This is a genomic window from Comamonas sp. MYb21 (assembly GCF_037479395.1).
GTDB lineage: Bacteria > Pseudomonadota > Gammaproteobacteria > Burkholderiales > Burkholderiaceae_C > Comamonas.
Genome location: NZ_JBBGZC010000008.1, coordinates 144,892 through 168,468, shown reverse-complemented (window position 1 = coordinate 168,468; position 23,577 = coordinate 144,892). Strand labels below are relative to the sequence as shown.

Genomic DNA, 23,577 nt, shown 5'->3' with positions numbered 1-23,577 from the left:
CTCCTTGTCAGTGCTTTTTCGCAAAACGACGTTTGAGCTGGGGGATGACCAGCGCGATCGTGACCAGCAAGGCGGTCACCAGGTTCAGATCCTGGGCCTTGAGGCCGATGAAATCGCTGTTGAGTGCCAGTGCAATGAAGAAGCGGTAGACGATGGCGCCGAGGACCACGGCCAGGGTGGCCCAAATCAGCTTGCGCGAAGGCAGGATGGATTCGCCCACGATCACTGCTGCCAGACCGATCACGATGGTGCCAATGCCCATCGAGCTGTCGGCGCCGCCCTGGGTCTGTGCAAACAGTGCGCCGGCCAGGCCGACCAGGCCGTTGGAGACCGCCATACCCAGCAGGATCATGCCGCCGGTGTTGACGCCCTGCGCGCGGGCCATGCGGGCATTGGTGCCGGTGGCGCGAATGGCCAGGCCCCGCTCGGTCAGGAAGAACCAGTCCATCGCCAGCTTGGCGAGCACCACAATCGCGCACATCAGCAGTGGACGGAACACATAGTCTTCGATGCCGGCCGGCTGCAGCTGGTTGAAGAGGGTGGGGTCGTTGATCAGCGGCACATTGGGGCCGCCCATGATGCGCAGGTTGATGGAGTACAGCGCGATCATCATCAGGATCGACGCGAGCAGGTCCATGATCTTGAGCTTGACGTTGAGCCAGCCGGTGATCAGGCCGGCCACTGCGCCGGCCAAGGTGGCGCCGATGGTGGCCAGAAAGGGGCTGTAGCCGCCGGTGATCATTACCGCGCAGACGGCCGCGCCCAAGGGAAAGCTGCCATCGACCGTCAGGTCAGGAAAGCGCAGCAGGCGAAAGGAGATGAACACACCGAGCGCGACCAGCGCAAAGATCAGGCCGATCTCGATGGCTCCCAAAAATGAAAATAAGGTCATGGAGTTTTCTTATCAGAGCTAGTCCGGATAACAAACAAGCCCCGCTTCTGGCGGGGCTGCGTCTTGTCACCCCCTGGGCTGTGCGGGTTGCACAGCCACAGGTGAGGCGGCATCCATCACTGAATGACTTTGGCAGCCGACTTGATCAGCTCGTCGGACAGCTTGATGCCTTGCTTCTCAGCGGCACCGGGGTTCACATGCAGTTCCATCTTGCTGGAGACTTCGGTCTTGATGTCGCCGGGCTTTTCACCCTTGAGGATACGCGCCACCATGCGGCCGGTCTGCTCGCCCAGATCGCGGTAGTTGATACCCAGGGCCGCCACGGCGCCACGGGCGACGGAATCGGTGTCCGAGGCCACCAGCGGCAGCTTGGAATCCTGGCCGACCTTGACCAGGGCTTCATAGGACGACACCACGTTGTTGTCGGTGTTGGTATAGATCACATCGGCCTTGCCCACCAGCGAGCGCGCTGCGCTGGAGACATCGACCGAGCGGGGCGCGGCTGCTTCGACCAGGGTCATGCCCATCTTGGGCAGCAGCTCCTTGAGTTCCTTGACCACCACGGCAGAGTTGGCCTCGCCGGGGTTGTAGACCATGCCCACGCGCTTGGCATTGGGCACCACTTTCTTGAGCAGCTCCATCTGCTTGTCCAGCGCCAGCAGGTCGGAGACACCGGTCACGTTGTTCTTCGATGGCTCCCAGCTGGGCACCAGCTTGGCGGCCACGGGGTCGGTCACCGCAGAGAACACCACCGGCACGGTCTTGGTGGCGGCGACGACGGCTTGGGCCGATGGCGTGGCGATGGCCACGATGGCATCGGGCTTGTCACCGACAAACTTGCGGGCGATCTGCGCGGCAGTGCCAGGGTTGCCCTGGGCGCTTTGGTACTGCCACTTGAGGTTCTTGCCTTCTTCGAAACCCTCGGCCTTGAGTGCCGCCTTGACGCCGTCGCGCACGGCGTCCAGCGCAGGGTGTTCCACGATGGCCGTCACGGCCACCGATTTCTGGTCTGCTGCCTGTGCGGGCGCGATGGCCGCGATTGCCAGTGCCACTGCGCCCAAGGGGGCCCAAGCCAATTTCTTCATGCGTATATCTCCGCCAAATATGTTGAATTGCGTTAGGGATACGCTGCAAAACTCCCTGCCGTGGTCTGAACGCGGGCTCGGGCGATCCGCTGCGTTCTCTTCCTTGTCAATAGCTACGGCTATTGACTGCAAAAGACGCCTTGCGCCTCATCCCGATCCGCGTCCATCCCGCTTGGCGAGGGTTTAGCAGAGCATCCTTTGCAGCACTGCTGCTTGATCCGCCCCCTGTAACAACAGGTGGCAAACAGGTAGCAGCAGTCTACACCCCACCACCCATGGGATGACACATTTGTGATCTATGGGATTGCCCTAGTTGCAGCCCTGCCTGAAAAGCTGTGTTGGCTTGCGCAAGTGGGAGTATGCTTGCAGCTAAATTTCATTTAATAGTCTTTTGAGTCAATAAAAATGTGTTTGGCTGAAAAATATGCAGCGCTCTGGCAATAAAACTGTGCCTGAAATTTGGCCTGCGGCGAGCCTCTGACCTGCCGATTTTGCGTACCCAGGGTATTCACCGAGGCGGGGCTTCCTGGTCGGGCGCGGCCCATTGCAAGGCGGCCTTGAGCAGGTTCTGGCGTGTCGCCAACTGCTCCAGCGCTGTGCGCAACTCCGGCTCCAGCTCGCTGCGGCGGCTCAGGATGGAAAAGGACTTGGGGCCGGGTCCTGCCACCATCGCCCATTGGTAGTGGGGGTCGAGTGCCACGACGTAGTAGCTGACACCAAAGGGCCCGAAGCGGCTGATGCTGAAATGCACCGGCATCGGCAGCTGGTAGTGGCTGCTCAGCGCCGCGCCCTTGGCATCGACCGGGGCCATATAGTCCTGCCGGCGGTCCCAGCGGTTGGAGAGCGGATCGTAGGAGGTGGCGATCACCCGCACGCCGCCGTCGTAACGCTGCAGGAACTCATAGCGCTCGCGCGTGCGCAACGCATCTTGCGGCTCCTCGACCTTGGCGGCCTTGTACCACAGGCCCATAAAGCGCTCCAGATCGAGGTCGGTGGCAGATACCAGAGGCGCGGGGGCGGACGCTGCTGCGGGCGCGGATGGCGCTGCGGCCTTGGGTGCTACAGGTGCAGGGGGGCGCTTGGCGCGTTTGCTGGGCGCTGCGGGCGCTGTGCCGACGGCCGCAGGGGCTGCGTGGCTGGCGCTGGCCCAGACCAGACCGGCCAGCAGTACACACATGAGCTCGCGCAGAAGAGGGGTCTGGGCAGCACCCGCCAGATCCCGGACCTGGCAGGGCCCGGGTCGGGCTGAACGGCGGGAAAAGCAGGACCAGACAAACATAGGCCATTGTCCGCACGCCCGTCAGGGCGCGCTTGTCGGCCAAATTCGGCAATCCATTGCGGGCCGGCCCGTGTTTGCCCTGCCATGGAAACCCGAGCAAGCCCGGTCTTTACATGCCCGTGTAGTTCGGTCCACCGCCGCCCTCGGGCGTCACCCAGACGATGTTCTGGGTGGGGTCCTTGATATCGCAGGTCTTGCAGTGCACGCAGTTTTGCGCATTGATCTGCAGGCGCTGGGCGTTGCCGCCCTGGCTCTCGTCGGCCACGAACTCATAGACCCCCGCCGGGCAGTAGCGCTGCTCGGGGCCGGCGTACTGGGCCAGGTTGATCTGCACCGGCACGCTGGCATCTTTCAAGGTCAGGTGGGCGGGCTGGTCTTCGGCATGGTTGGTGCCGCTGATGAAGACGCTCGAGAGCCGGTCAAAGGTCAGCTTGCCATCGGGCTTGGGGTACTGGATAGGCTTGCATTCCGACGCAGGCTTGAGATAGGCATGGTCGGGCTTGTCGCGGTGCAGGGTCCAGGGCATATTGCCGCGCAGCACAAACTGCTCCAGGCCGTTCATGATCGAGGCGGTGACCAGGCCCTTCTTGAACCAGCTCTTGAAGTTGCGGCTCTTGTTGAGTTCTTCGTAGAGCCAGCTCTTTTCAAAGGCAGCGGGGTAGGCGCTCAGCTCATCGCCCTGGCGGCCCGCAGCAATCGCGTCAAAGGCGGCATCAGCCGCCAGCATGCCGGTCTTGATGGCCGCGTGGCTGCCCTTGATGCGGCTCACGTTCAGGAAACCGGCATCGCAGCCCACCAGCGCGCCACCGGGGAACACGGTCTTGGGCAGGCTCATCAGGCCGCCGGCGGTGATGGCGCGGGCGCCATAGCCAATGCGCTTGGCCGGCTTGATGCCCTTGGACTCGTCGCCTTCGAGGTAGTAGCGGATGTTGGGGTGGGTCTTCCAGCGCTGCATCTCCTCGAACGGAGACAGGTAGGGGTTGGAATAGTCCAGACCGGTGATGAAGCCCAGGGTGACCTTGTTGTCATCGAGGTGGTAGAGGAAGGCGCCACCGTAGGTGTCGTTGTTCATCGGCCAGCCGGCGGTGTGCATCACAAAGCCGGGCTGGTGGCGCTGCGGATCGATCTCCCACAATTCCTTGACGCCCAGGCCATAGGTCTGCGGGTCCTTGCCCTCGCCGAGCTTGAACTTGGCGATCAGTTGCTTGCCCAGGTTGCCACGCGCGCCTTCGGCAAAGATGGTGTATTTGCCATGCAGCTCCATGCCCAGCTGGAACTCGCCGGTGGGCTCGCCGTTCTTGCCGACGCCCATGTTGCCGGTGGCCACACCCTTGACCGAGCCGTCGTCGTTGTAGACCACTTCAGCGGCGGCAAAGCCGGGGAAAATCTCGACGCCCAGGGCCTCGGCCTGCTCGGCCAGCCATTTGACGACAAAGCCCAGCTGCACGATGTAGTTGCCTTCGTTGTGAAAGCAAGGGGGCAGCAGCCAGTTGGGCGTGCGCAGACCAGATTTTTCGCTGAGGAAAATCATCGCGTCTTCGGTCACCGGCTGGGTCAAAGGCGCGCCCTTGGCTTTCCAGTCGGGGATCAGCTCGGTCAGCGCGCGCGGGTCCATGATGGCGCCCGACAAGGTGTGGGCGCCAGGCTCGGACCCTTTTTCCAGCACGACGACGGAGACATCGCTGCCTTTTTCCGCTGCCAGCTGCTTCAAACGGATGGCCGTGGCCAGGCCGCCTGGGCCGCCGCCGACGATGACAACGTCGTACTCCATCGACTCGCGGGGGCCATATTGGGCCAGTATTTCTTCGTTGGTCATCGGGGCTCCGTACAAATTCTTTTCAAGCGGGTGGCAGGCATGCGGCAGATCTGAGCCTGGGTTGCATGCAGTGCCATGGATTTTATGAGGATGTTGCAGTGCGGTAACCGCCCTGATCCTAGGGTTAGCCCTAGATTTAGGCGCTTCTCCGCTCTGATTTCTGAGACAGGGGCTTTGTGCCTGTGAAAGTCGGCGACAAGGCGCTGTCGCCGGCGTTCATGGACGCACCGTAAGATGCGAGTCTATGAAAATCTTGCTGCCTGACCACAAACGCTGGGTTCATGACTCGGTGATGGACGTTCGCTGGGGAGATATGGACAGTCTGGGCCATGTCAACAACACCGTCTATTTTCGCTACATGGAAAGCGCGCGCGTGGAGTGGCTGCGCTCGACACGCGACACGCCCCATGGCGCGGGCCAGGGCCCGGTGGTCGTCAACTGCTTTTGCAATTACCTGCGGCAGATCGAGTACCCGGCCCAGCTGGTTGTGAAGATGTATGTCAGCGATGCGGCGCGCACGGCCTTTGAGACCTGGTACCACATTGAGAGGCAGGATGCGCCCGGCGAGGTCTACGCCAGCGGCGGCGCCACCGTGCTGTGGGTGGACTTTGCGCGCCAGAAGGCGGTGGATCTGCCCGGCTGGATGCGTGGCATGGTGGAAGGCTGATAACACCGGATTTTGCTGCGGTTTGCTGATGTGCGATGCGATATTGCGATGCAGTGTTGCTATGCAATGTATAGCAAAACGAAGCCTGTAGCATTTTTGGGGTTGGCCGGTGCCCAGCTGCAGATCCTGCATGGCGCGGGCACATGAAAAAGCCCGGTGAAGGCCTTCCCTGGCGGGAAGTCTTGCACCGGGCGGCTGAGGCCGAAGCGGATCAGTGGCGTGGCAGCGCGTAGGCGATCACATAGTCGCCCCGGTCGGGCGAGTTGCGTGCGCCGCCGGCCGAGACCAGCACAAACTGCTGGCCCGTCACCGGCGATTGGTAGCTGATGGGCGTGCCCTGGCTGCCCACGGGCAGGCGTGCTTTCCACACTTCCTGGCCGGTGCCGGTTTCATAGGCGCGCAGGTAGTAATCCTGCGTGGCAGCGATAAAGACCAGACCGCCTTGTGTGGCCATGGTGCCCCCAATGGTGGGCATGCCAATGGGGATGGGTAGACCCATCTTGATGCCGAAGGGGCCCGTGTCCTTGACGGTGCCGACCGGCACCTGCCAGGCGATCTGCTGGGTCTTCAGGTCCACGGCAGTCAGCGTGCCGAAAGGCGGCTTCTGGCAAGGGATCTCCAGCGGCGACATGAAGCGCACCTTGGCATTGATCGCGTAGGGCGTGCCATCGAGCGGCACGGGCTTGGTGATCGCGGCGGCCTCGTTGCCGTCGGACTTGGCGCCGGCGTCAGCCGGGTCGGCCTTGATCAGCTGCACTTCCAGGCCCACGCGCATGTCGTTGATGAACAGGTAGTTGTTGGTCGGGTCGACCGAGATGCCACCCCAGTTCATGCCACCCAGCGAGCCGGGCAGGTTCAGCGAGGCATCGGTGCCCGGCGGCGTGAACAGGCCGGTGTAGCGCTTGGACTTGAACTTCAGGCGGCAGAGCAGCTGGTCAAACGGCGTCGCACCCCACATGTCGGATTCGCGCATATCGTCGGCGCCGATGTTGGGCATGCCCACCGAGAAGGGCTGGGTGGGCGAGTAGGTCTCGCCGTCGATCTTGCCGGCGGGCACGCGGCGCTCTTCCACCTGGGTCAGCGGCTGGCCGGTCGCGCGGTCCAGCACAAAGATCTGGCCGGCCTTGGTGCCGAACACCAGCGCAGGCGTGGTCTTGCCAGCGGCGCCGGGGAAGTCCACAAACGAGGGCTGCATCGGCACATCGAAGTCCCAGAGGTCATCATGCACGGTCTGGTAGACCCATTTTTCCTTGCCGGTGCTGGCATCGACGGCCAGCATCGAGGCGCCGTACTTGCGGTCCAGCGCGGTGTGCTTCACACCCCAGAGGTCGACTGCCGCGCTGCCCACGGGCATGAACACGGTGTTGGACTGCGGGTCGTAGGACATCGGTGCCCAGACATTCGGGGTCGAGCGCACATAGGTCTTGCCGTCGGCAGGAGCGGCCTGTTCCTCGGGGTTGCCTGGGTCAAAGGCCCAGCGCAACGCGCCCGTCACCACATCAAAGCCACGCACCACGCCGCCAGGCATGTCGGTGCTGACGTTGTCGGCCACGCGGCCACCAATCACGATGGTGGTGCCGGCCAGGGTGGGGGCGGAGGTGGGGTAGTACTCGCCCTTGTCGGCGCCCTTGCCCATGCCATTGCGCAGGTCCACGCGGCCGTGGGTGCCAAAGTCTTCGCAGAAGGCGCCGGTGTCGGCGTCAAGCGCGATCAGCTCGGGCGCCACGCTGTTCATCAGAATGCGGCGCTGGCAGGCGGCGCCAGGCGCCACGCTCACAGCTTGCACCGGGGTTGCACCGGCCACGCTGGGTTGGCTCAGGGGCTGGCCAGCGTCAAAGTAGGCCAGGCCACGGCAGCGCATCCATTTTTTCTGCTTGGCATTGATCTCGGTCTTCCACAGCTCCTTGCCGGTGGTCGCGTCCAGCGCGATCACATTGTTGTGCGGGGTGCAGACAAAGACCTGGTTGCCAATCTGCAACGGGGTCAGCTGGTCTTCGGCACCGCCGCCGCCAGGGCTCACCGGCACATCGCCGGTCTGGTAGCGCCAGGCTTCTTGCAGATCCTTGACATTGCTGCGCGTGATCTGGTCCAGCGCGGCAAAGCGGGTGCCGCCCGGCGTGCTGCCATAGTGCGCCCAGTCAGCAGGCGCCTGGCCCTTGGCCACCGGTTGCAGCACGGTCGCATCCGACTGGGCCGACACCGAGGCATGGGGCAGGAACATGCCGCCCACGGTCGCCAGGCAGCCCAGCAGCAGCAGGCCGGCCACCACGGTGGAGCCGGACTTGCCCGCTGCTTGGCCGCGCGCGCGGCGTAGCACGGGCAAGGTCAGCGCCACCAAAATACCGATACCGGCGAGCAGCAGCAGGCGCGAGACCAGGGGCCAGAAATCCAGGCCCACATCGGCCAGGGCCCAGACCGCCGTTGCCAGCAAGGTCAGCGCATACAGCCAGGCGCCACCAGGGCGTGCGGCGGCAATCAGCAGGCCCGAGACGATCAGCGCAACACCGCTGATCAAAAAGTACCAACTGCCCTGCAGTGCCACCAACTGGTAGCCATAGACAGCAAAGAACAGGCCCGAGGCCAGCAGGCACAGGCCCAGGAAAAGCAGCCAGACCTTGGAAGCCAAGCCGAGTCGCGTGTTATGTTTATCCATTGTCACTATTGAAGTTATGCGAATCGCTGCATCGCCGTGGGCAGGCAGATGGCGGGCCTGGGCCGCAAGGCCAGGCAGGCCCATCGCATGGGCTGGAGAGAGGCGCGGCTTGATCTATGTCATGTCCGCGACAGCGCATTATCGGCGCGGAACAAAGCCGGGGAAGGCGATGGGTGCAATTTTTGCCGGCGAGCTAAGCGCCGGCACTTGTAAGCAACCCTCCGTGCAGCGGGGTGTGACTGCGCTTGCGGTACCCGGTAGGACTGATCGGGCTCAGGAAGCGCTGGCCTTGGGCAGCGGTGCCTGCCAGCGCGCGACAAACCAGAAGTAAAAGCCCGCTGCGGCAAAGATGGCCGCCATCACGCCCAGCAGCAGCTGCATATCGGGGTTGTTGGCATAGGGCCCCCAGATGACCCGGCCGAGCAAAACGGCCACCACCACGGCAGAAATCAGCGCGCAACGCCGGTTGCGGGCCAGCACCCGTTTCTCGGCCTGTGCAATGAACAGCTCGGCGTGCTCGCCGCTAAAGCCCGCCGCATCCAGCTTGGCCAACAAGTCTTCGCGCGACTTGCCTTTGAGGATGTCGCGTGCCAGCAGAAAACGAAGAACTTTGTTGGATGCGGAATCGGCCATGGTGTGAAGAGAAAACAGCAAGAGAGAGCATAGAGCGCCCGCAGGCGCAGGACGCCCATTGTGCCTGCCCTGGCTAAGCCCTGAACAGTGCAGGTGTGAGACTAGGGTAAACCATATAATTCGTCAATGTATCTGCAATTTATGACTAAATGACTAATTAAAACAAATAATATGACGCTTTAATATGTTCATTTTGACAATGCTTGGTTGTAACATTTGTCCATCATCCACCCTGACCAGAGAGCCTGACATGAGCGACAAAACCAGCAAAAAGACCGCCCAAACCTCCCCCGCCAGCGCTGCCAAGGCCGGCGCCGGCGACAAGAAAGTCACCATTTTGGGCGCCGGAAAAATCGGCTTTGCGATGGCCGTGCTGCTACAGGCCGCCGGCGGCTACCAGCTGCGCATTGCCGACCAGTCCAAGGCGCAGCTCAAGGCGGCTGCGGCGCTGGGCCTGGAGACCGTTCATATCGGCAAGGGCGGTGATCTGCTGCCGGCGGTGCAAGGCCAGTTTGCAGTGCTCAATGCGCTGCCTTTCCACATGGCGATCGAGGTCGCTGGTGTTGCCGCGGCGCATGGCGTGCACTACTTTGACCTGACCGAAGACGTGCAGTCCACCCATGCGATCCGCAAGATCGCAGCCAAGGCTGGCAGCGTGCTGATGCCCCAGTGTGGCCTGGCTCCCGGCTTTATCGGCATTGTCGGCAATGACGTGGCCCAGCATTTCGACACCTTGCATGACCTGAAAATGCGCGTCGGTGCGCTGCCCCGCTACCCGCAAGGCAGCCTGCGCTACAACCTGACCTGGAGCACCGAGGGCCTGATCAACGAGTACATCAACCCCTGCGAGGCCCTGGTGGATGGCCAGCCGCTGACCGTGCATGCGCTCGAAGGCTTGGAGACCTTTGCGCTCGATGGCATCGAGTACGAGGCCTTCAACACCAGCGGCGGTCTGGGCACCTTGACAGAGACCTGGGCCGGCAAGGCGCGCAATGTGGACTACAAGTCCATCCGCTACCCCGGCCACTGCGCCATCTTGAAGATCTTGCTCAACGAGCTCAAGCTGCGTGACAAGCGCGAGCTGCTCAACGAGATCTTCGACAACGCCATTGCCGCCACGCGCCAGGATGTGATCGTGATCTTTGCCAGCGCCAGCGGCTACAAGGGCGAGCGCCTGATGCAGGAGTCCTATTCGGCCCGTATCGTGGGCACCACGGTGGCCGGCCACGCACTCACGGCCATCCAGCTGACGACGGCCGCCGGCATCTGCTGCGCGCTGGATCTGGTGGCCAGTGGCGTGCTGCCGCAAAAGGGCTTTATCGCGCAAGAGTCTATCGGGCTGGCCGATTTTCTGGCCAACCGCTTTGGCCAGTACTACCGTGTGCAGGACCTGAACGCATCGCTGGCGGCCTGAGCCACGCCCCTCGCCGCCCACCCGGCGAGTGGCTGCCAACTCCTGCCCCAAGGCGCGGCAGCTGGTCTGGCCACCGCGCCCTGGCCGGTGTGGGGTGCATACATCTATCCACTAAAAAATGGCTGCTTTCGTCCCTGGCAGGGGAGGAAAGCAGCTATTATTTTTGTAGTTTCAGAAAGTATGTGCTGTGACTAAATGCTAGTCGTTGCCCACTTCTGTACTGCGCAATAGGTGACTTGTATCAAGCAATGTCTCTGTGGTGATCGATAGCGATTGCTATGTTGCGCAAGCCAAGATAGATTGCGTCGGCTCCTCACACAAGTTGTGACGCTAGTGACCAAATAAATCGAATGGCACGGTTGCTGAAAGCGCCGCATGGCTTGCCATGCGGCTGCGGGCAGCGTTTTGCTCTTTGTGGGGCTTTTCAGTACACATGCGGCCTGCAGCATCCTTGGGAATGGGAATGCCTGGCTCAGATACCAAGGAATCGTCATATGGCAGATCACAACTCCAACGAAACGCTTGCCAGTCCGTCCCGGCGCAAGGCGCTGACCCGCATGGGCCTGGCCGCAGGCTCGGGGATGGTCTGGTCGCTGCCGCATATCGCCAGTGCCGCAGCAACGCCGCTCAAGTGCGCGGGCGCCTATACCGACACGCTGTTCCACACCCGCAATCTGACGCAGTTTGCCCGTGAAGCCAATGGCCTGAGCCAGGGTGGTCTGCAGATCGAGGTGGTCTCCAATGCCAAGCTGATGCCGATGAACCAGGTCATGCCTGCGCTCAGCAAGGGCGACCTGGCGATCGGTGAGATCTTCATGTCGAACTTCAGCGACCAGTACCCCGCCTTTGCCATCGATTCGCTGCCCTTTATCGTGCGCAGCTTTGACGATGCCAAGCGCCTGTGGGTCGCCACGCGCGAGCCGATCGAAGCGCTGCTGAAAAAGCAGGGCATTCGCCTGCTCTACACCGCGCCATGGCCTGGCCAGGGCCTGTTCTCGCGCGCGCCGGTGAACAAGCTCGATGACGTCAAGGGCCAGAAATTCCGCGTCAACAATGTCGCCTCCAAGTACATCGCCGAAGTGGCGGGTGCGACCCCGGTCGACACGCCTGCCAATGACCTGGCCAAGGCCATCCAGGCCGGCAAGGTCGATGTCATGCTGACATCGAGCACCACCGGTGTGGACAGCCAGTCCTGGAACGCGATGGGCATCTTCATCGACATGCGCGCCTGGATTCCGAAGAACCTGATCCTGATGAGCGAGAAGAGCTGGTCGGGCCTGTCCGACGGCGCCAAGACGGCGCTGGACACCGCCGCCAAGCAGGCCGAGGCGCGCGGCTGGCAGCTGGCCAAGGATGCCGACGATGCCGCGCAGAAGGTGCTGGTCGAGCATGGCACCAAGATCAGCCAGCCTTCCTACGAGCTGCGCCGCGCGCTGGACCTGATGGGCGAGAAGTTCGCCCGGGAGTGGTCGTCCAAGGCCGGTGTGGATGGTGCTGGCGCCTTGCTGAACTACTACTTCCCCAAGAAGTAAACCCTTGGCAGGTGCCCGTGGGCCTGCATGGCGGGCCACGCTGCGCCAGAGATCAAAAAACCGCCGATGCCTGCCAAGGGCATCGGCGGTTTTTGCATGCAGGTGCGGCGATTTACTTGGCGTAGATGTTCGCGATTTCGCTGGCGAACTTGTGCATCAGCTGCGGGCGGCGCAGCTTCAAGGTCGGGGTCATCAGGCCGTTGTCGATGGTCCAGGGATCGGTGACCAGGTAGACGGCGCGCGGCACCGCATACTTGGCAAGGCCCTGGCACTGCGCGGCGATGCGCTCCAGCGCGATCTTGCGCACGGCGCTGGCCTGCAGGCTGACGCTGTTGTCCGGGTCCAGGCCCAGGCTGCTGGCCAGCTGCTTCCATTCTTCGTGGTTGACGACGGCGACGCAGGCGATGAAGGGCTGGTGCTCGCCGACGACAAAGCTTTGCTCGAACAGCGGATCGGCGCAGAGCGCCTGCTCGATGTCCGAGGGCGGCACCTTCTCGCCGGTGGCCGTGACGATGATCTCCTTGATGCGGCCCACAATGCGCACTTCACCACCCACCAGCTCGGCCTGGTCGCCGGTGCGCAGCCAGCCGTCGTCGGTAAAGGCCTGGCGCGTGTCCTCCGGGCGACCCCAGTAACCCATCATGATGTTGGGGCCGCGTGCCTGCAGCTCCTTGTTCTCGCCAATGCGCACTTCCATGCCATCGAGTGGCTTGCCGACGGTCGATGGGTCGTTGTGCTGCAGCGAGTTGGCGGTCAGCACTGGCGAGGTCTCGGTCATGCCAAAGCCCTGCAGCACATTCAGGCCCAGGCCCAAAAAGCTGTGCGACACCACCGAGGGGATGGCCGCGCCACCCGTCACTGCAATGCGCAGCCGGCCGCCAAACAAATCCAGAATGGGCTGGGCCACCTTCTTTTGCAGCAGCGACCAGGGCAGCCAGCGCGCCCAGCCGCCTTGCGGTGCGTCGGTGTTGATGAGGCCATGGGCCTGGCAGTGGCGGGCCCAGCCTTTGGAGACGGCGGCTGCAAACAGCGCGCGCTTGAAGGCCGACCTGGCCAGCTTTTCCTGGATCTTGGCGTAGATGCGTTCGTAGATGCGGGGTACGGAGACGAGGATGGTCGGGCGGATGCTGAGCATGTCCTCGGCCAGCAGCGCGACCGAGCGGGCATAGACCACCGTGCTGGCCACTGCCATCGGCAGGTAGTAGCCGCAGCTGCGCTCAAAGGTGTGCGAGACCGGCAGAAAGGACAGAAAGACATCGTCCTGCGTTGGCACGACGCGGCCGAGCACGGCCTTGACGTCGCTCAGCACATTGTGGTGGCTCAGCATCACACCCTTGGGCTTGCCGGTGGTGCCGCTGGTGTAAACGATGGCAGCCATGTCCTGCGCTTCTGGCGCTTGGCGTGCTTGCGATGGGGTGCTGTTGCCATCGGCCTCGGCCAGCCAGTCCTGCAGACGGACCAGGCGCGGCAGACCTTCGCTGCCGGCCAATACCGGGATCGCCGCTTGCTGCGGGTCATCGATCACCACGCAGCGCAGGGCGGGCAGCGGCGTGCCAGTCGCCACGATCTGCTCCCAGGTCTCCAAGCGGTTGATGAGCAGCAGCGAGGCGGCCGCATCGGCCAGGATAAAGGCGATATTGCCGGGGTTGTCATTGGCATGCAGCGGCACGGTGGCGCAGGCCTGGGCCATGCCGGCCTGGTCGATGCAGATGGCATGGACACTGTGTGTGAGCAAGGTGGCAATGCGTGCGCCGCGTGCCAGCTGCAGGCCTTGCAGCGCCTGGCCCCAGCGTGTCACCTGGGCCTGCATCTCTGCCCAGCTGAACGATTGCCAGGCATCGGTTGCGGTATCAAACCAGCGGTAGGCTTCACGTTCAGGGCTGTGGTTGCAGCGGTAGGCAAACAGCGCGGGCAGGGTGGTCAGGGCGCTGAGCTCAGGGGCCAGCGGCGCTGGAAGTTGGGCGTTCATATCTCTCTCATTCTCCTCGGGCGTCATCATCGCATTTGCGCGCCATGGTTGGGGCCATTTGCGGGCCGGATGGCCTGCGCGCTTGCAGCGATTTGCAACGAGGCGATTGTCTGCAGTGCGCGGCGGCAGCTGCAGATATTTGGCGGTGTATGCGATTTTTATACCGCATGGGTATCAATATTTGATACTTTTATTGCGCGCGCAACGGGCGAGGTAGGCAGGGGCAGACCAGTCGCTGCAGTCGTTGCAGGAGCTGCAGTCGCCGCTCAGCGGCTGCCCTAGGGCGCTGCTGGCGGGTCTTCGCGCTGGGCGGGCGCGGCATCGGGCGCCTGCTGGGTCTGCCCGGCAGCGCCGCCGCTGCCAGCGGCATCGGCCTGGGGCACGCCGCCCAGCAGGTAATGCAGGCACAGCGCCAGCAGTGCGGCGCCGGCGGCCCACCAGCAGGGGTACCAACGGGCGGCGTCGCTGTAGCGACCTGGAGCGCTCGTGTCCGCGCCCGGATCACAGGCCAGGTCAAAGCGCGGTTCATGGGCGGGCCCTGGCTGCGGCTGATCGGCCAGGCTGGGATCGGCCTGCGCCAGCTCGGCATCGTCGATCAGCGGTGCGCGCTCCCATTCCTCCAGCGCGCGGCGTGCGGCGGCCCAGTCGGCGTCGTCGACCAGCAGACGCACCAGGCTGCCGGCGGGCAGCTCGCCGATCGCGCCTTGCAGGTGCTCGCCGCTGACAAAGCTGCTGATGCCGTGCTGGCGCAGCACGTCCTGCAGAACATGGGCTTGCACGGCGCTGGCCGGCTCATAAACAGTGCGCATGTTGGGTCTCCTGTTGTGGCTAGGGATCCTCTGCAAAATCCTCGCCCAATGGGATGGACGCGGATCGGGATGAGGCGCAAGGCGTCTTTTGCAGTCAATAGCGAGCTATTGACAAGGAAGACAACGCAGCGGATCGCCCGAGTCCGCGTTTAGACCACGGCAGGGAGTTTTGCAGAGGGTCCCTTGGTCCTGCAAATACTATAGCGTCTGTTGCTTTGTGGCTATGGCGGCATGACCTGCATCAAGCAAAAGGGGCCCCATGGGCGCCCGGCCGGGCGGGCTGCGCGCTTTCCCTAGTCGGGGCGGGCGAGGGGGGTGGTATGTTGGTGTCCGGGGCGGTCTCTGAGATCGTAGACAGGTTCTCTGGCCGCATTCAGAACAGGTACTTGGAACAGGAGACTTTGGATGATGCACCCTGCTTGGCGTTTTCGTCTCTCCCCCCTCTGGCTGGCCACTGGCTTGGCTGCCGGCGCTGGCATGGCCCAGGCCGCTTGCCTCGATGACGCCCAGGTCGCGCAGTGGCTGCAGGCCTATGAGGCCAAGCAGCCCGTGCCGCCGGCCGCCGCGATGACCGAGGCCGATGGCAAATGCAGCCGCAACAAGCTCAATGCCGCCTGGCTGGCCCAGGGCAAAAAGCCCATTGGCTACAAGGCCGGGCTGACCAGCGCGGCAATGCAAAAGCGCTTTCAGACCGACAAGCCGGTATGGGGTGTGCTGTACGAGGGCGCCCTGCTGCCCAACCGCAGCACCGTACCTGCCGCCTTTGGCGCGCGGCCGATGTTTGAGGCGGACATGCTGGTGCGCGTCTCCAGCAGTGCCATCAACCGTGCGACTACGCCGCTGCAGGTGCTCAACAACATCGACCGCATCGTCCCCTTTGTCGAATTGCCAGACCTGGTGGTGGAGAACCCCGCCCAGCTCGATGGCGCGGCCGTCGAGGCGATGAACGTAGGCGCGCGCATGGGCGTGATGGGCAGCGCGATGCCCGTGCCCCAGTTCCGCGCCGAGCGCTATGCGCTGTTGAATGCGCTGCAGAGCATGCAGGTCGATATCACCGACCAGAGCGGCGCGCGGCTGGGTGGCGGGCGCGGCGGCGACCTGATGGGCCAGCCGCTCAATGCCGTGGTCTGGCTCGCGCAAGCCCTCCAGGCCGAAGGGCAGCGGCTCAAGGTGGGCGACTGGATCAGCCTGGGTTCGTACTCGGCCTTGATGCCGCCCCAGCCCGGCCAGCAGATCCGGGTGGAGTACAAGGGGCTGGACGGTGCGCAGCCGGTGGAGCTGCGCTTCGAGTAGCTAAGCTCGGCATCCGGCATCTGTGAAGGAGGGCTCTGTCAAGTTGGCAGGGCCTTTTTACCTGGGTGACCGACATGCCCCGTTGTGAATGGGCAATGGCTGATAATCAGCCGGCCCTGTTCCCCAATTGCGCCCATGCCGGCTGGCTGGGCAACGATATATGTCTGACGCCTCACCCCGCTCCAAAGCCCATCTCCCCGCCGAACTGTCCATGCCTGCCGATGTGATCGCCGAGCTGACGCCCACGATGCGCAGCGTGGTCGAGCGCATGGCCCGCGCCCAGCACACCCCCATGTGGGAAATGACGGTGCAAGAGGCGCGCCAGGCCTACGGCATTGGCGCCGGGGTGCTGGAGATTGCCAAGCCCGAGCTTGCGCGCGTTGAGGACTTGCATATCCCTGCGCGCGATGGTTTTCAGATTCCGGCGCGGCTCTACGCCGCCAGCTGGGACCCGCTGCAGCCGGTCTTGCTCTTCACCCATGGCGGGGGCTTTACGATTGGCAGCGTGGACACGCATGACACGCTGTGCCGCGAGCTGGCCCACCTGGCTGGCTGCATGGTCGTCTCGGTGGACTACCGCCTGGCGCCCGAACACCGCTTTCCCACCGCCAGCAACGATGCCTGGGATGCCCTGCAGTGGCTGGCGGCCGAAGGCGTGGCGCTGGGGGCCGATACCGGCCGCCTGGCCGTGGGCGGCGACAGCGCAGGCGGCACCTTGGCCGCGGTCAATGCGATTCTTGCGCGTGATGCCGGTATCGACCTGGCCTTGCAGCTGCTGATCTACCCCGGTTGTGCGGCGCACCAGGATACGCCCTCGCATGCGCGCTACAGCCAGGGGCCGATTCTGACCAAGCCGATGATCAGCTGGATGTTCAGCAACTACCTGCGCACGCTGACCGACCGCGACGACTGGCGCTTTGCGCCCTTGCTGGCACCCGATCTGCGCGGCCTGGCCCCTGCCAGCATCCACCTGGCGCAATGCGATTCGCTGGTGGACGAGGGCGTCATGTATGCCGAGCGCTTGCGCGCTGCCGGCGTCGATGTGGAGCTGCACACCTATGCCGGCGTCGCCCATGAGTTTGTGAAAATGGGCCGCGCGCTCAAGGAAGCGCGGGCCTGCCATGCGCAGATGGCCCAGGCGCTGCGCGCAGCCTTTGACTGAGCGCGGCGCTGCAGCCAGCCCGTTTCTTGATGGCCAATTTTTAGAATACCGACAACACCATGAGCAACTCCCAGACCCTGTTCGACACCCCCGCCACCAGCCTGGCAGATTTTCGCTGCCGCAGCCGCCAGCGCGTGCGCTGGTCCGAGGTCGATCTGCAGAAAGTGGTCTTCAACGCCCATTACCTGAGCTATGTGGACATTGCGATGTCCGAGTACTGGCGCCAGCTGGCCGTGCCTTACGAGGAGGGCATGCAGCGCCTGGGCGGCGAGCTGTTCCTGCGCGCCTCGCAGCTGGAGTTCCATGCCTCGGCGCGCCTGGACGATGTGATCGACATCGGCCTGCGCGTGGCCAAGCTGGGCAACACCTCGGTGCAGTACGAGGCGGCCATCTACTGTGCGGGCAAGTTGCTGGCGACGGCGACGATGGTCTATGTGTTTGCCGACAGCGCGCAGCAGCCCCAGCCGCTGCCCGAGGCCTACCGCCGCATGGTGCAGCGCTTTGAAGCGGGCGAAGAGATGGTGGAGTTGAAGACCGGCAGCTGGAATGTGCTGGGCCAGGAGGCGATGCGCCTGCGCATGCAGGTCTTTGTGCGCGAGCAGGGCATTCCTGCCGAGATCGAGGCCGATGCCTTTGATGTGAGCGCGCTGCATGCGGTGGCGCTCAATGGCCTGGGCATGTGCGTGGCCACCGGCCGCATGCTGCCCAGCGCGCAGGACGAGCACCGTGCCGATGGGATGCGCATTGGCCGCATGGCCGTGGCCAAGCCACTGCGCGGTGGTAGCCTGGGCCGCCAGGTGCTCGATGCCTTGGTGGATGCCGCCGCGCGCCAGGGCAAGCGGCAGGTGGAGCTGCATGCGCAGCGCACGGCCGAGAACTTCTACCGCCGCGCCGGCTTCACGGTGGTCGGTGAGCCCTACGAGGAAGCGGGCATCGCCCATATCTCGATGCAGAAAACCCTGCGCTGACCGAGGGCGGGGCCCCCCAGGTCTTGCCAATGGCCCTATGCAGAGGTTCGATAATTTGGCCAATAAAAAGCCGGGTCTGGTTTCCCAGACCCGGCAAGTGTGATGGTCAAGATGCGCTTGAGTAGTTGTTCCGTCATGCTTGCAGAGGCTGCTTGAACGGCTCCTGCTTGCAAAGTCCTGCAATTTTAGCAAATTACGGCGCAAATGCCATAAAAATTCTGTAACGGCTGCCGGGGCGCTCTTTTGGCCTGAGAAATTGTCGTATTTGTGATGAAGCAGACAGTTACTACTGTCTTGGGAGATAACAAATACGCGCTCAGATGTCTTCCTTCAGCGCATAGGGCAGGCTGAGCAGCTGCAGGGCCGCGCCGGTGCTGCTGCCCAGGTGCAGCGGCTCACTGGCGGCCGCAATCTGCATCGAGACCAGGGCCTCAAAGCCCGATGCGCTGGCAGCGGCCTGAACCACGGTGCCCACCGGCTGGCTGTCGTCGCTGGCGGCAAAGACCTCCTGGCCCGGCTGGGGCTGCGCGGCCGAGGCGAGCCGGTACATGCGGCGCTTGAGGGTGCCGCGGAACTGGCTGCGTGCCACCACTTCCTGGCCGGGGTAGCAGCCTTTTTTGAAGCTCACACCGTCGACCGATTCAAAGTTCAGCATCTGGGGCACAAAGGCATCGACCACTGGTGTGGTGATCAGTGGCACACCGGCTTGCACCATGGACAGCTGCCAGGCCTCGGCGCTGATGGCGGGGCTGGCCGTGGCCTGCGCGGGCAGGGTGCTGCCCGCAGGGGCGGCGAGTAGCGCACGGCTCTCGCCGTCTGCGGCATAGAGGCGCACCACGGAAGCATCCTCCAGCGCAAGCACTTGCCAGGGCGCCAGGTTGCGCGCTTCGGCGGGCACGGCATCACCGGCCAGGCCCAGCAGTTGCACGGCCTCGGTCGCATCGCTGAGCTTGCACTTGGCGCGCAGCACAAACATCGACAGACGCTTGAGCGTAGCGGGCAGCACATCGCGGCTGGTGAGCAGCCAGAACTCGTCTGCGCTGCGTTTGATCACAATAAAGCTGGCCTGCATGCGGCCCTTGGCCGACAGAAAGGCCGCCAGCCTGGCCTGGCCCACGGGCAGCAACTGCACATCATGGCTGAGCTGGCCCTGCAAGAAGCTGGCGGCATCGGCGCCCTCGGCGCGGATTACGCCCAAATGCTGGAGCGAAAGGTGTCCCTGTAATGCTTGAGTCATGGGGTGAATTATGATGCTCGCTCCATTGCACGGAGGCGGTAGGGTTGTGAAGCGTTTATTCATGTTGATTGTTGTGCTGGCACTGGCCGCTGCCGGTGCGGGCTATGTCTGGTTGAACCAGCCGCTGGCCCTGGGCAAAGGCGGCAGCACCGCAGAGCTGGAGATTGAGCCGGGCACCTCGCCGCGTGCGGTGGCCCAGGCGGTGCAGGCCGTGGGCATCGAGGTGAATCCGGAGCTGCTGTACTGGTGGTTCCGCCTCTCGGGCCAGGACCGCAAGATCCGCGCGGGCAACTACGAGATACCCGCCGGTACCTCGCCGCGCAGCCTGCTGGCGCGCCTGGTGCGCGGTGAAGACAGCCAGCGCGTGCTGACCATTGTCGAAGGCTGGAACCTGCGCCAGGTGCGTGCGGCCCTGGCCAAGGAAGAGCACCTGCGCCACGACACGGCAGCCATGACGCCCGAGGAGATCATGGCAGCGCTGGGCCGGCCCGATATGCCGGCCGAAGGCCGGTTTTTCCCCGATACCTATGCGTTTTCCAAGGGCAGCAGCGATCTGGCCTTGATGCGCCGCGCGATGCTGGCGATGGACAAGCGGCTCGAAGCGGTCTGGTCGCTCAATCCCTCGGACAGCCCGCTCAAGAGCCCGCAGGATTTGCTGACGCTAGCCAGCATTGTCGAGAAGGAAACCGGACGAGCCGAGGACCGGGCGATGGTGGCAGGGGTTTTCATCAACCGCCTGCGCATCGGCATGCTGCTGCAGACGGACCCGACCGTCATCTACGGCCTGGGTGAAAAATTCGATGGCAATCTGCGCAAGCGCGACCTGCAGACCGATACGCCCTGGAACACCTATACCCGCGCCGGCTTGCCGCCCACGCCGATCGCCATGCCCGGCAAGGCCTCGCTGATGGCCGCCATCCAGCCCGAGAACACCAAGGCGCTGTACTTTGTCGCCAAGGGCGATGGCAGCAGCCATTTCAGCCAGAGCCTGGACGAGCACAACCGCGCGGTGAACACCTATATCCGTGGCAAGTAGTCGCGGGCACTGGCGCCAGCCGGACCGATGAGAGAAGCCAGCCATAGCGCTGGCTTTTTCGTTTCAGCGCGGGCAGGGGGCCTGCGTGTTATGGGCTGCTGCTGCCCAGCGCCTCGGTGTAGAACGCATAGCGCCCCCGGCCTTGCTGCTTGGCCTGGTAGAGCGCCCTGTCGGCCTTGCGCAGCAGGCCGTCCGGGTCTTGCGTGTCAGAGGGCTGGGTCAGCAGCGCGATGCCCACGGACACACCAATGCTGACCCGCTGGCCTTCGATCACATAGTCGGCACTGAGCTTGTCGATCACCCGCTGGGCCAGGCTGGCAGCGGCTTGTGCCGAGGAGGCGTTTTGCACGATGCAAAATTCGTCACCGCCCATGCGCACCACCAGGTCGGTGTCGCGCAGCAGCTCACGCAGGCGCTCGGCCACCGCGCACAGCAGCGCGTCGCCGGTGGCGTGGCCGAGGGTGTCATTGACCTGTTTGAAGCGGTCCAGATCCAGATACAGCAAGGCGCCAGCGGTGCCGCCTGGCGTGCAGATCGGCTTTTGCAGCAGGCTGCGGTTGGGCAGGCCGGTGAGCGGGTCGTGCAGCGCCAGGTAGGCGACCTCGGCCTGCGCACGCTTGCGGTCGTCCACGTCTTCGAGCACGCCCAGCCATTCGCTGATGCGCTGCTGCTCATCCACAATCGCGGCGCCCCGGGCGCGCATCCAGCGCCAGGCGCCGTCCTGGGTGCGCAGGCGCAACTCCACATCCAAGGTGTGGCGGTGGTCGGTCAACAGCGGCACGGCCTGGTTTTGCAGCTGCGCGGCGTCTTCGGGGTGCACATGGCGCAGCCAGCCCAGCTGCAGTGCCTGCGCATCGGGCGCGCCACCCAGGGCCTGCCAACCGACGATGGACAGCGCGCGGCCTTTGGCATCGAGGCTCCACTGCACCGACGCGCCGGCATGGGCCAAGGTGCGGGCGCGCTGCTCACTGGCGGCCAGCGCAGCGGCCACCTGTTTTTGTGCGGCCAAGGTCGACTCGATGCGCGCGCGTGCACGGCTGAGGCTCTGGCGCAGGATTTCATACTCCTGCACCACCAGCACCTGGCCGTCGCCGGTGGCTGCGGCATAGGACGCGCCGGTGCGCGTGCTGATGGTCAGCTGGCGGATGGGGCGCAGCAACTGGCGTGAGACCCAGGCGCAGAGCAGGCCCGCAATGGCCAGCGCGGACAGGCTGGCCAGCACGATATGGATGACCGGCGTTTGCCAGCGGGCGTTGAAGGCTTGCAATGGTTCACCGGCGACCACCACCCAGCCGGGCGTCTTGGGCAGTTGGTAGAAGCTGAAGATCACCTGGCCGCCATCGGCACGCAGGGCCTCGAAGCTGCCCCGGTGGGCACCCACGGCCTGCAGCCTGGCCCAGTCGGGCACGGTGGTGCCGATAAAGCGCTCGGCATGGGCCGAGCGCGCCAGTATCCGGCCCTCGCCATCGGTGATGGCCATCAGCACGCTATCGCTGGTCTGGCTGGGCGCGATGCTCACCACCTCGGCCGGTGGCGTGGTCAGCACCAGCACCTGGGGCGATGCAGCGGCCACGCGCACCGCCATCGCCACTGCCGCCTGGCCGTCCTGGAAGAAAAGCTGTGAAAAAGCCGGCGCACTGCTGCGCAGTGCCTCATCGGCCAGCGCCCGCTGGATCGGCAGCAGCGCGGGCGCTGCCGACGAGGCCATGTCGGGCTGCTCCTGGCCCGGGCGCAGCAGCACCAGGCTGCTGGGCGCCGCCATGCCAGTGAGGCGCAGCCAGCGGTCCAGCGCGCGGGGCGAGGAGAAGTTGCCATCTGCCGCAAAGGACTGCAGCATGCTGGCGCGGTTGAGCAGGTCGGACTCGGCTGCCTGGCCCAGGTTGCTGGTGATGTCGAGCATGCGGTTGAGGCTGCTGTCCCGGTAGGACTGGGCCACATGCTGCACCGTGTAGATGCCCGCGGCCAAGATGGGCAGCGCCGCTGCCAGCATCAGCAGCACCAGGTAGGTGCTCAGCGAGCGCGCACCGGCCACCATGGACTCCAGGGCTGGGCCATTGGTGTCCATTCCTTCAGCGGGCAAAAGGGTCTGGGGGTGTCGTGCGGGCATGGGTTGGGGTGTGTCCTTTCCCATGGCGCAGGGCCAGATGCGGACACCGGTCTGGCCTGGGCTGGAGAGAGGCCGACTGGATTATCGGGGCTGGCCCTGGGCTTTTTCAGCGCCAGCGAGGGACTCTGACAATTGTTATAGGAGTGCTTTGCCCGTCCCTCAGAGGCCGGGCATGGGTGATGCCGGGTCTGTCACTTATTCGCAACAGCCCAAGCCCCGTCAAGCCCAGTTCGAAGCCAGCATGGCCAAGCCCGCGAGGGTCAGCAGGCCCAGCACCACGCGCTTGAAGGCCACATCGCTGATGCGCTCGTAGAGCCGCGCCCCCCACAGCGAGGGCAGCACCATGGCCGGCAGCGCCAGCGCCAGCTGCGGCAGCATGCGCTGGCTCACCAGGCCCGTGCCCACATAGCTGGCAAAGGTGACGGCCAGCATCGTGAGGTTGAAGTTCTGGATCACCTGGCGCTGGGTGTCGCGCGCCATGCCGGTGATCTGGCACCACAAGGTGGGCACCACGCCCGAAAAACCACCCAGCGCCGCCATGGCCCCGCCGGCCAGCCCCGCCAGCCCATTGGCCAGCGCACGCCCGGGGCCCTGGCTGAGCCGCCCCGATGCGATGCCCCCCAGCCGGTGGGAGAAGGCCATCAGCGGGCAGAAGAGGACCAGCAACGCGCCCAGCACGGTCTTGAACAGCTGGGCATCGAGCATGGGCAGCAGCTGCAGGCCCAGCGGCAGGCCGCACAGCCCCCCCAGCAAGAAGGGCCAGAGCATGCGGCCGTCAAAACCGCGCCGCACCTTGAGCGCCTGGATGATCTGCCCGCACAGACCACCAAACACCGCCAGCACCGCCGCGAGCGAGGGCTCCAGGGTCCAGGCCCACAGAGCCATGGCCGTCATGCTGTAGCCAAAGCCCGAGAGGCCCTGCACAAAGCCGGCGAGCGCTGCGCCCATGACGATGATGAGGATGCTGTCCATGCCAAGAAGTCTCCGCGCTCGGGTGCAGTCCCGGGCTGATTTTTGCTGATGGA

At 64.4% G+C, this 23,577-nt stretch carries 18 protein-coding genes; 7 read left to right on the top strand and 11 right to left on the bottom strand.

Annotated features, from left to right (window positions below; translation table 11 throughout):
- Nucleotides 1-7: 7 nt before the first annotated feature.
- The 4 genes from WH367_RS13510 to WH367_RS13495 all read right to left on the bottom strand — a co-directional run bounded on the left by WH367_RS13510 (nucleotide 8) and on the right by WH367_RS13495 (nucleotide 5,072).
- Nucleotides 8-892 carry an ABC transporter permease gene (locus WH367_RS13510; RefSeq protein ID WP_021025995.1) on the bottom strand — a complete coding sequence of 295 codons (885 nt, stop codon included), beginning with the start codon at nucleotides 890-892 and terminating at the stop codon, nucleotides 8-10.
- A gap of 116 nt (nucleotides 893-1,008) precedes the next feature.
- On the bottom strand, nucleotides 1,009-1,977 hold the full coding sequence (locus WH367_RS13505; RefSeq protein ID WP_021025994.1) for an ABC transporter substrate-binding protein: 969 nt from the start codon (nucleotides 1,975-1,977) through the stop codon (nucleotides 1,009-1,011).
- Between the two features lie 508 nt (nucleotides 1,978-2,485).
- On the bottom strand, nucleotides 2,486-3,154 hold the full coding sequence (locus WH367_RS13500; RefSeq protein ID WP_339536521.1) for a lipocalin family protein: 669 nt from the start codon (nucleotides 3,152-3,154) through the stop codon (nucleotides 2,486-2,488).
- A 211-nt stretch (nucleotides 3,155-3,365) separates the two neighbouring features.
- On the bottom strand, nucleotides 3,366-5,072 hold the full coding sequence (locus WH367_RS13495) for an electron transfer flavoprotein-ubiquinone oxidoreductase (RefSeq protein ID WP_339536520.1): 1,707 nt from the start codon (nucleotides 5,070-5,072) through the stop codon (nucleotides 3,366-3,368).
- A gap of 244 nt (nucleotides 5,073-5,316) precedes the next feature.
- Between WH367_RS13495 and WH367_RS13490 the strand changes: the two genes are divergently transcribed.
- Nucleotides 5,317-5,739: an acyl-CoA thioesterase gene (locus tag WH367_RS13490; RefSeq protein ID WP_339536519.1), complete on the top strand. Its 423-nt coding sequence runs from the start codon at nucleotides 5,317-5,319 to the stop codon at nucleotides 5,737-5,739.
- 211 nt (nucleotides 5,740-5,950) lie between these two features.
- On the opposite strand, the gene WH367_RS13485 is transcribed toward WH367_RS13490, so the two are convergent.
- Entirely contained in the window at nucleotides 5,951-8,392 is a 2,442-nt protein-coding gene (locus WH367_RS13485) for a membrane-bound PQQ-dependent dehydrogenase, glucose/quinate/shikimate family (protein WP_339536518.1), read from the bottom strand.
- A 273-nt stretch (nucleotides 8,393-8,665) separates the two neighbouring features.
- Nucleotides 8,666-9,025: a hypothetical protein gene (locus WH367_RS13480; RefSeq protein WP_021025989.1), complete on the bottom strand. Its 360-nt coding sequence runs from the start codon at nucleotides 9,023-9,025 to the stop codon at nucleotides 8,666-8,668.
- Nucleotides 9,026-9,275: 250 nt separating this feature from the next.
- Here WH367_RS13480 and WH367_RS13475 point away from each other — a divergent pair, with 250 nt between their 5' ends.
- Together WH367_RS13475 and WH367_RS13470 are read left to right on the top strand one after the other, a co-directional pair.
- Nucleotides 9,276-10,439: a saccharopine dehydrogenase family protein gene (locus WH367_RS13475; protein WP_339536517.1), complete on the top strand. Its 1,164-nt coding sequence runs from the start codon at nucleotides 9,276-9,278 to the stop codon at nucleotides 10,437-10,439.
- A gap of 494 nt (nucleotides 10,440-10,933) precedes the next feature.
- Nucleotides 10,934-11,971, top strand: a complete 1,038-nt coding sequence (locus tag WH367_RS13470) for a TRAP transporter substrate-binding protein (RefSeq protein ID WP_339518723.1) — start codon at nucleotides 10,934-10,936, stop codon at nucleotides 11,969-11,971.
- 112 nt (nucleotides 11,972-12,083) lie between these two features.
- Here WH367_RS13470 and WH367_RS13465 read toward each other — a convergent pair whose 3' ends face one another.
- Both WH367_RS13465 and WH367_RS13460 read right to left on the bottom strand, forming a co-directional pair.
- Nucleotides 12,084-13,940: an AMP-dependent synthetase/ligase gene (locus tag WH367_RS13465; RefSeq protein WP_339536516.1), complete on the bottom strand. Its 1,857-nt coding sequence runs from the start codon at nucleotides 13,938-13,940 to the stop codon at nucleotides 12,084-12,086.
- Nucleotides 13,941-14,218: 278 nt separating this feature from the next.
- Entirely contained in the window at nucleotides 14,219-14,749 is a 531-nt protein-coding gene (locus WH367_RS13460) for a putative signal transducing protein (protein WP_339536515.1), read from the bottom strand.
- 405 nt (nucleotides 14,750-15,154) lie between these two features.
- On the opposite strand from WH367_RS13460, the gene WH367_RS13455 reads away from it, so the two are divergent.
- The 3 genes from WH367_RS13455 to WH367_RS13445 all read left to right on the top strand — a co-directional run bounded on the left by WH367_RS13455 (nucleotide 15,155) and on the right by WH367_RS13445 (nucleotide 18,172).
- The gene (locus WH367_RS13455; RefSeq protein ID WP_339536514.1) at nucleotides 15,155-16,042 is read left to right on the top strand and encodes a 2-keto-4-pentenoate hydratase; all 888 of its coding nucleotides are present in this window, start codon (nucleotides 15,155-15,157) and stop codon (nucleotides 16,040-16,042) included.
- A 247-nt stretch (nucleotides 16,043-16,289) separates the two neighbouring features.
- Nucleotides 16,290-17,204, top strand: coding sequence for an alpha/beta hydrolase (locus tag WH367_RS13450; RefSeq protein WP_339536597.1), 915 nt, complete (start codon nucleotides 16,290-16,292; stop codon nucleotides 17,202-17,204).
- 59 nt (nucleotides 17,205-17,263) lie between these two features.
- Nucleotides 17,264-18,172 carry a YbgC/FadM family acyl-CoA thioesterase gene (locus WH367_RS13445; protein WP_339536513.1) on the top strand — a complete coding sequence of 303 codons (909 nt, stop codon included), beginning with the start codon at nucleotides 17,264-17,266 and terminating at the stop codon, nucleotides 18,170-18,172.
- 316 nt (nucleotides 18,173-18,488) lie between these two features.
- Here the strand turns inward: WH367_RS13445 and ygfZ are convergent, their stop codons facing one another.
- Nucleotides 18,489-19,409, bottom strand: a complete 921-nt coding sequence (gene ygfZ, locus WH367_RS13440) for a CAF17-like 4Fe-4S cluster assembly/insertion protein YgfZ (protein WP_339536512.1) — start codon at nucleotides 19,407-19,409, stop codon at nucleotides 18,489-18,491.
- Between the two features lie 61 nt (nucleotides 19,410-19,470).
- Between ygfZ and mltG the strand changes: the two genes are divergently transcribed.
- Nucleotides 19,471-20,445, top strand: a complete 975-nt coding sequence (mltG, locus tag WH367_RS13435) for an endolytic transglycosylase MltG (RefSeq protein ID WP_339536511.1) — start codon at nucleotides 19,471-19,473, stop codon at nucleotides 20,443-20,445.
- Nucleotides 20,446-20,533: 88 nt separating this feature from the next.
- On the opposite strand, the gene WH367_RS13430 is transcribed toward mltG, so the two are convergent.
- Nucleotides 20,534-22,552, bottom strand: a complete 2,019-nt coding sequence (locus tag WH367_RS13430; RefSeq protein ID WP_158400623.1) for a diguanylate cyclase domain-containing protein — start codon at nucleotides 22,550-22,552, stop codon at nucleotides 20,534-20,536.
- A gap of 219 nt (nucleotides 22,553-22,771) precedes the next feature.
- Nucleotides 22,772-23,524, bottom strand: coding sequence for a sulfite exporter TauE/SafE family protein (locus tag WH367_RS13425; RefSeq protein WP_021028597.1), 753 nt, complete (start codon nucleotides 23,522-23,524; stop codon nucleotides 22,772-22,774).
- Nucleotides 23,525-23,577 lie beyond the last annotated feature (53 nt).

Coding starts and splice junctions, on each gene's coding strand:
- WH367_RS13510 (WP_021025995.1), bottom strand. CDS start 892: ATGACCTTATTTTCATTTTTGGGAGCCATCGAGATCGGCCTGATCTTT.
- WH367_RS13505 (WP_021025994.1), bottom strand. CDS start 1,977: ATGAAGAAATTGGCTTGGGCCCCCTTGGGCGCAGTGGCACTGGCAATC.
- WH367_RS13500 (WP_339536521.1), bottom strand. CDS start 3,154: ATGTGTGTACTGCTGGCCGGTCTGGTCTGGGCCAGCGCCAGCCACGCA.
- WH367_RS13495 (WP_339536520.1), bottom strand. CDS start 5,072: ATGACCAACGAAGAAATACTGGCCCAATATGGCCCCCGCGAGTCGATG.
- WH367_RS13490 (WP_339536519.1), top strand. CDS start 5,317: ATGAAAATCTTGCTGCCTGACCACAAACGCTGGGTTCATGACTCGGTG.
- WH367_RS13485 (WP_339536518.1), bottom strand. CDS start 8,392: ATGGATAAACATAACACGCGACTCGGCTTGGCTTCCAAGGTCTGGCTG.
- WH367_RS13480 (WP_021025989.1), bottom strand. CDS start 9,025: ATGGCCGATTCCGCATCCAACAAAGTTCTTCGTTTTCTGCTGGCACGC.
- WH367_RS13475 (WP_339536517.1), top strand. CDS start 9,276: ATGAGCGACAAAACCAGCAAAAAGACCGCCCAAACCTCCCCCGCCAGC.
- WH367_RS13470 (WP_339518723.1), top strand. CDS start 10,934: ATGGCAGATCACAACTCCAACGAAACGCTTGCCAGTCCGTCCCGGCGC.
- WH367_RS13465 (WP_339536516.1), bottom strand. CDS start 13,940: ATGAACGCCCAACTTCCAGCGCCGCTGGCCCCTGAGCTCAGCGCCCTG.
- WH367_RS13460 (WP_339536515.1), bottom strand. CDS start 14,749: ATGCGCACTGTTTATGAGCCGGCCAGCGCCGTGCAAGCCCATGTTCTG.
- WH367_RS13455 (WP_339536514.1), top strand. CDS start 15,155: ATGATGCACCCTGCTTGGCGTTTTCGTCTCTCCCCCCTCTGGCTGGCC.
- WH367_RS13450 (WP_339536597.1), top strand. CDS start 16,290: ATGCGCAGCGTGGTCGAGCGCATGGCCCGCGCCCAGCACACCCCCATG.
- WH367_RS13445 (WP_339536513.1), top strand. CDS start 17,264: ATGAGCAACTCCCAGACCCTGTTCGACACCCCCGCCACCAGCCTGGCA.
- ygfZ (WP_339536512.1), bottom strand. CDS start 19,409: ATGACTCAAGCATTACAGGGACACCTTTCGCTCCAGCATTTGGGCGTA.
- mltG (WP_339536511.1), top strand. CDS start 19,471: ATGTTGATTGTTGTGCTGGCACTGGCCGCTGCCGGTGCGGGCTATGTC.
- WH367_RS13430 (WP_158400623.1), bottom strand. CDS start 22,552: ATGCCCGCACGACACCCCCAGACCCTTTTGCCCGCTGAAGGAATGGAC.
- WH367_RS13425 (WP_021028597.1), bottom strand. CDS start 23,524: ATGGACAGCATCCTCATCATCGTCATGGGCGCAGCGCTCGCCGGCTTT.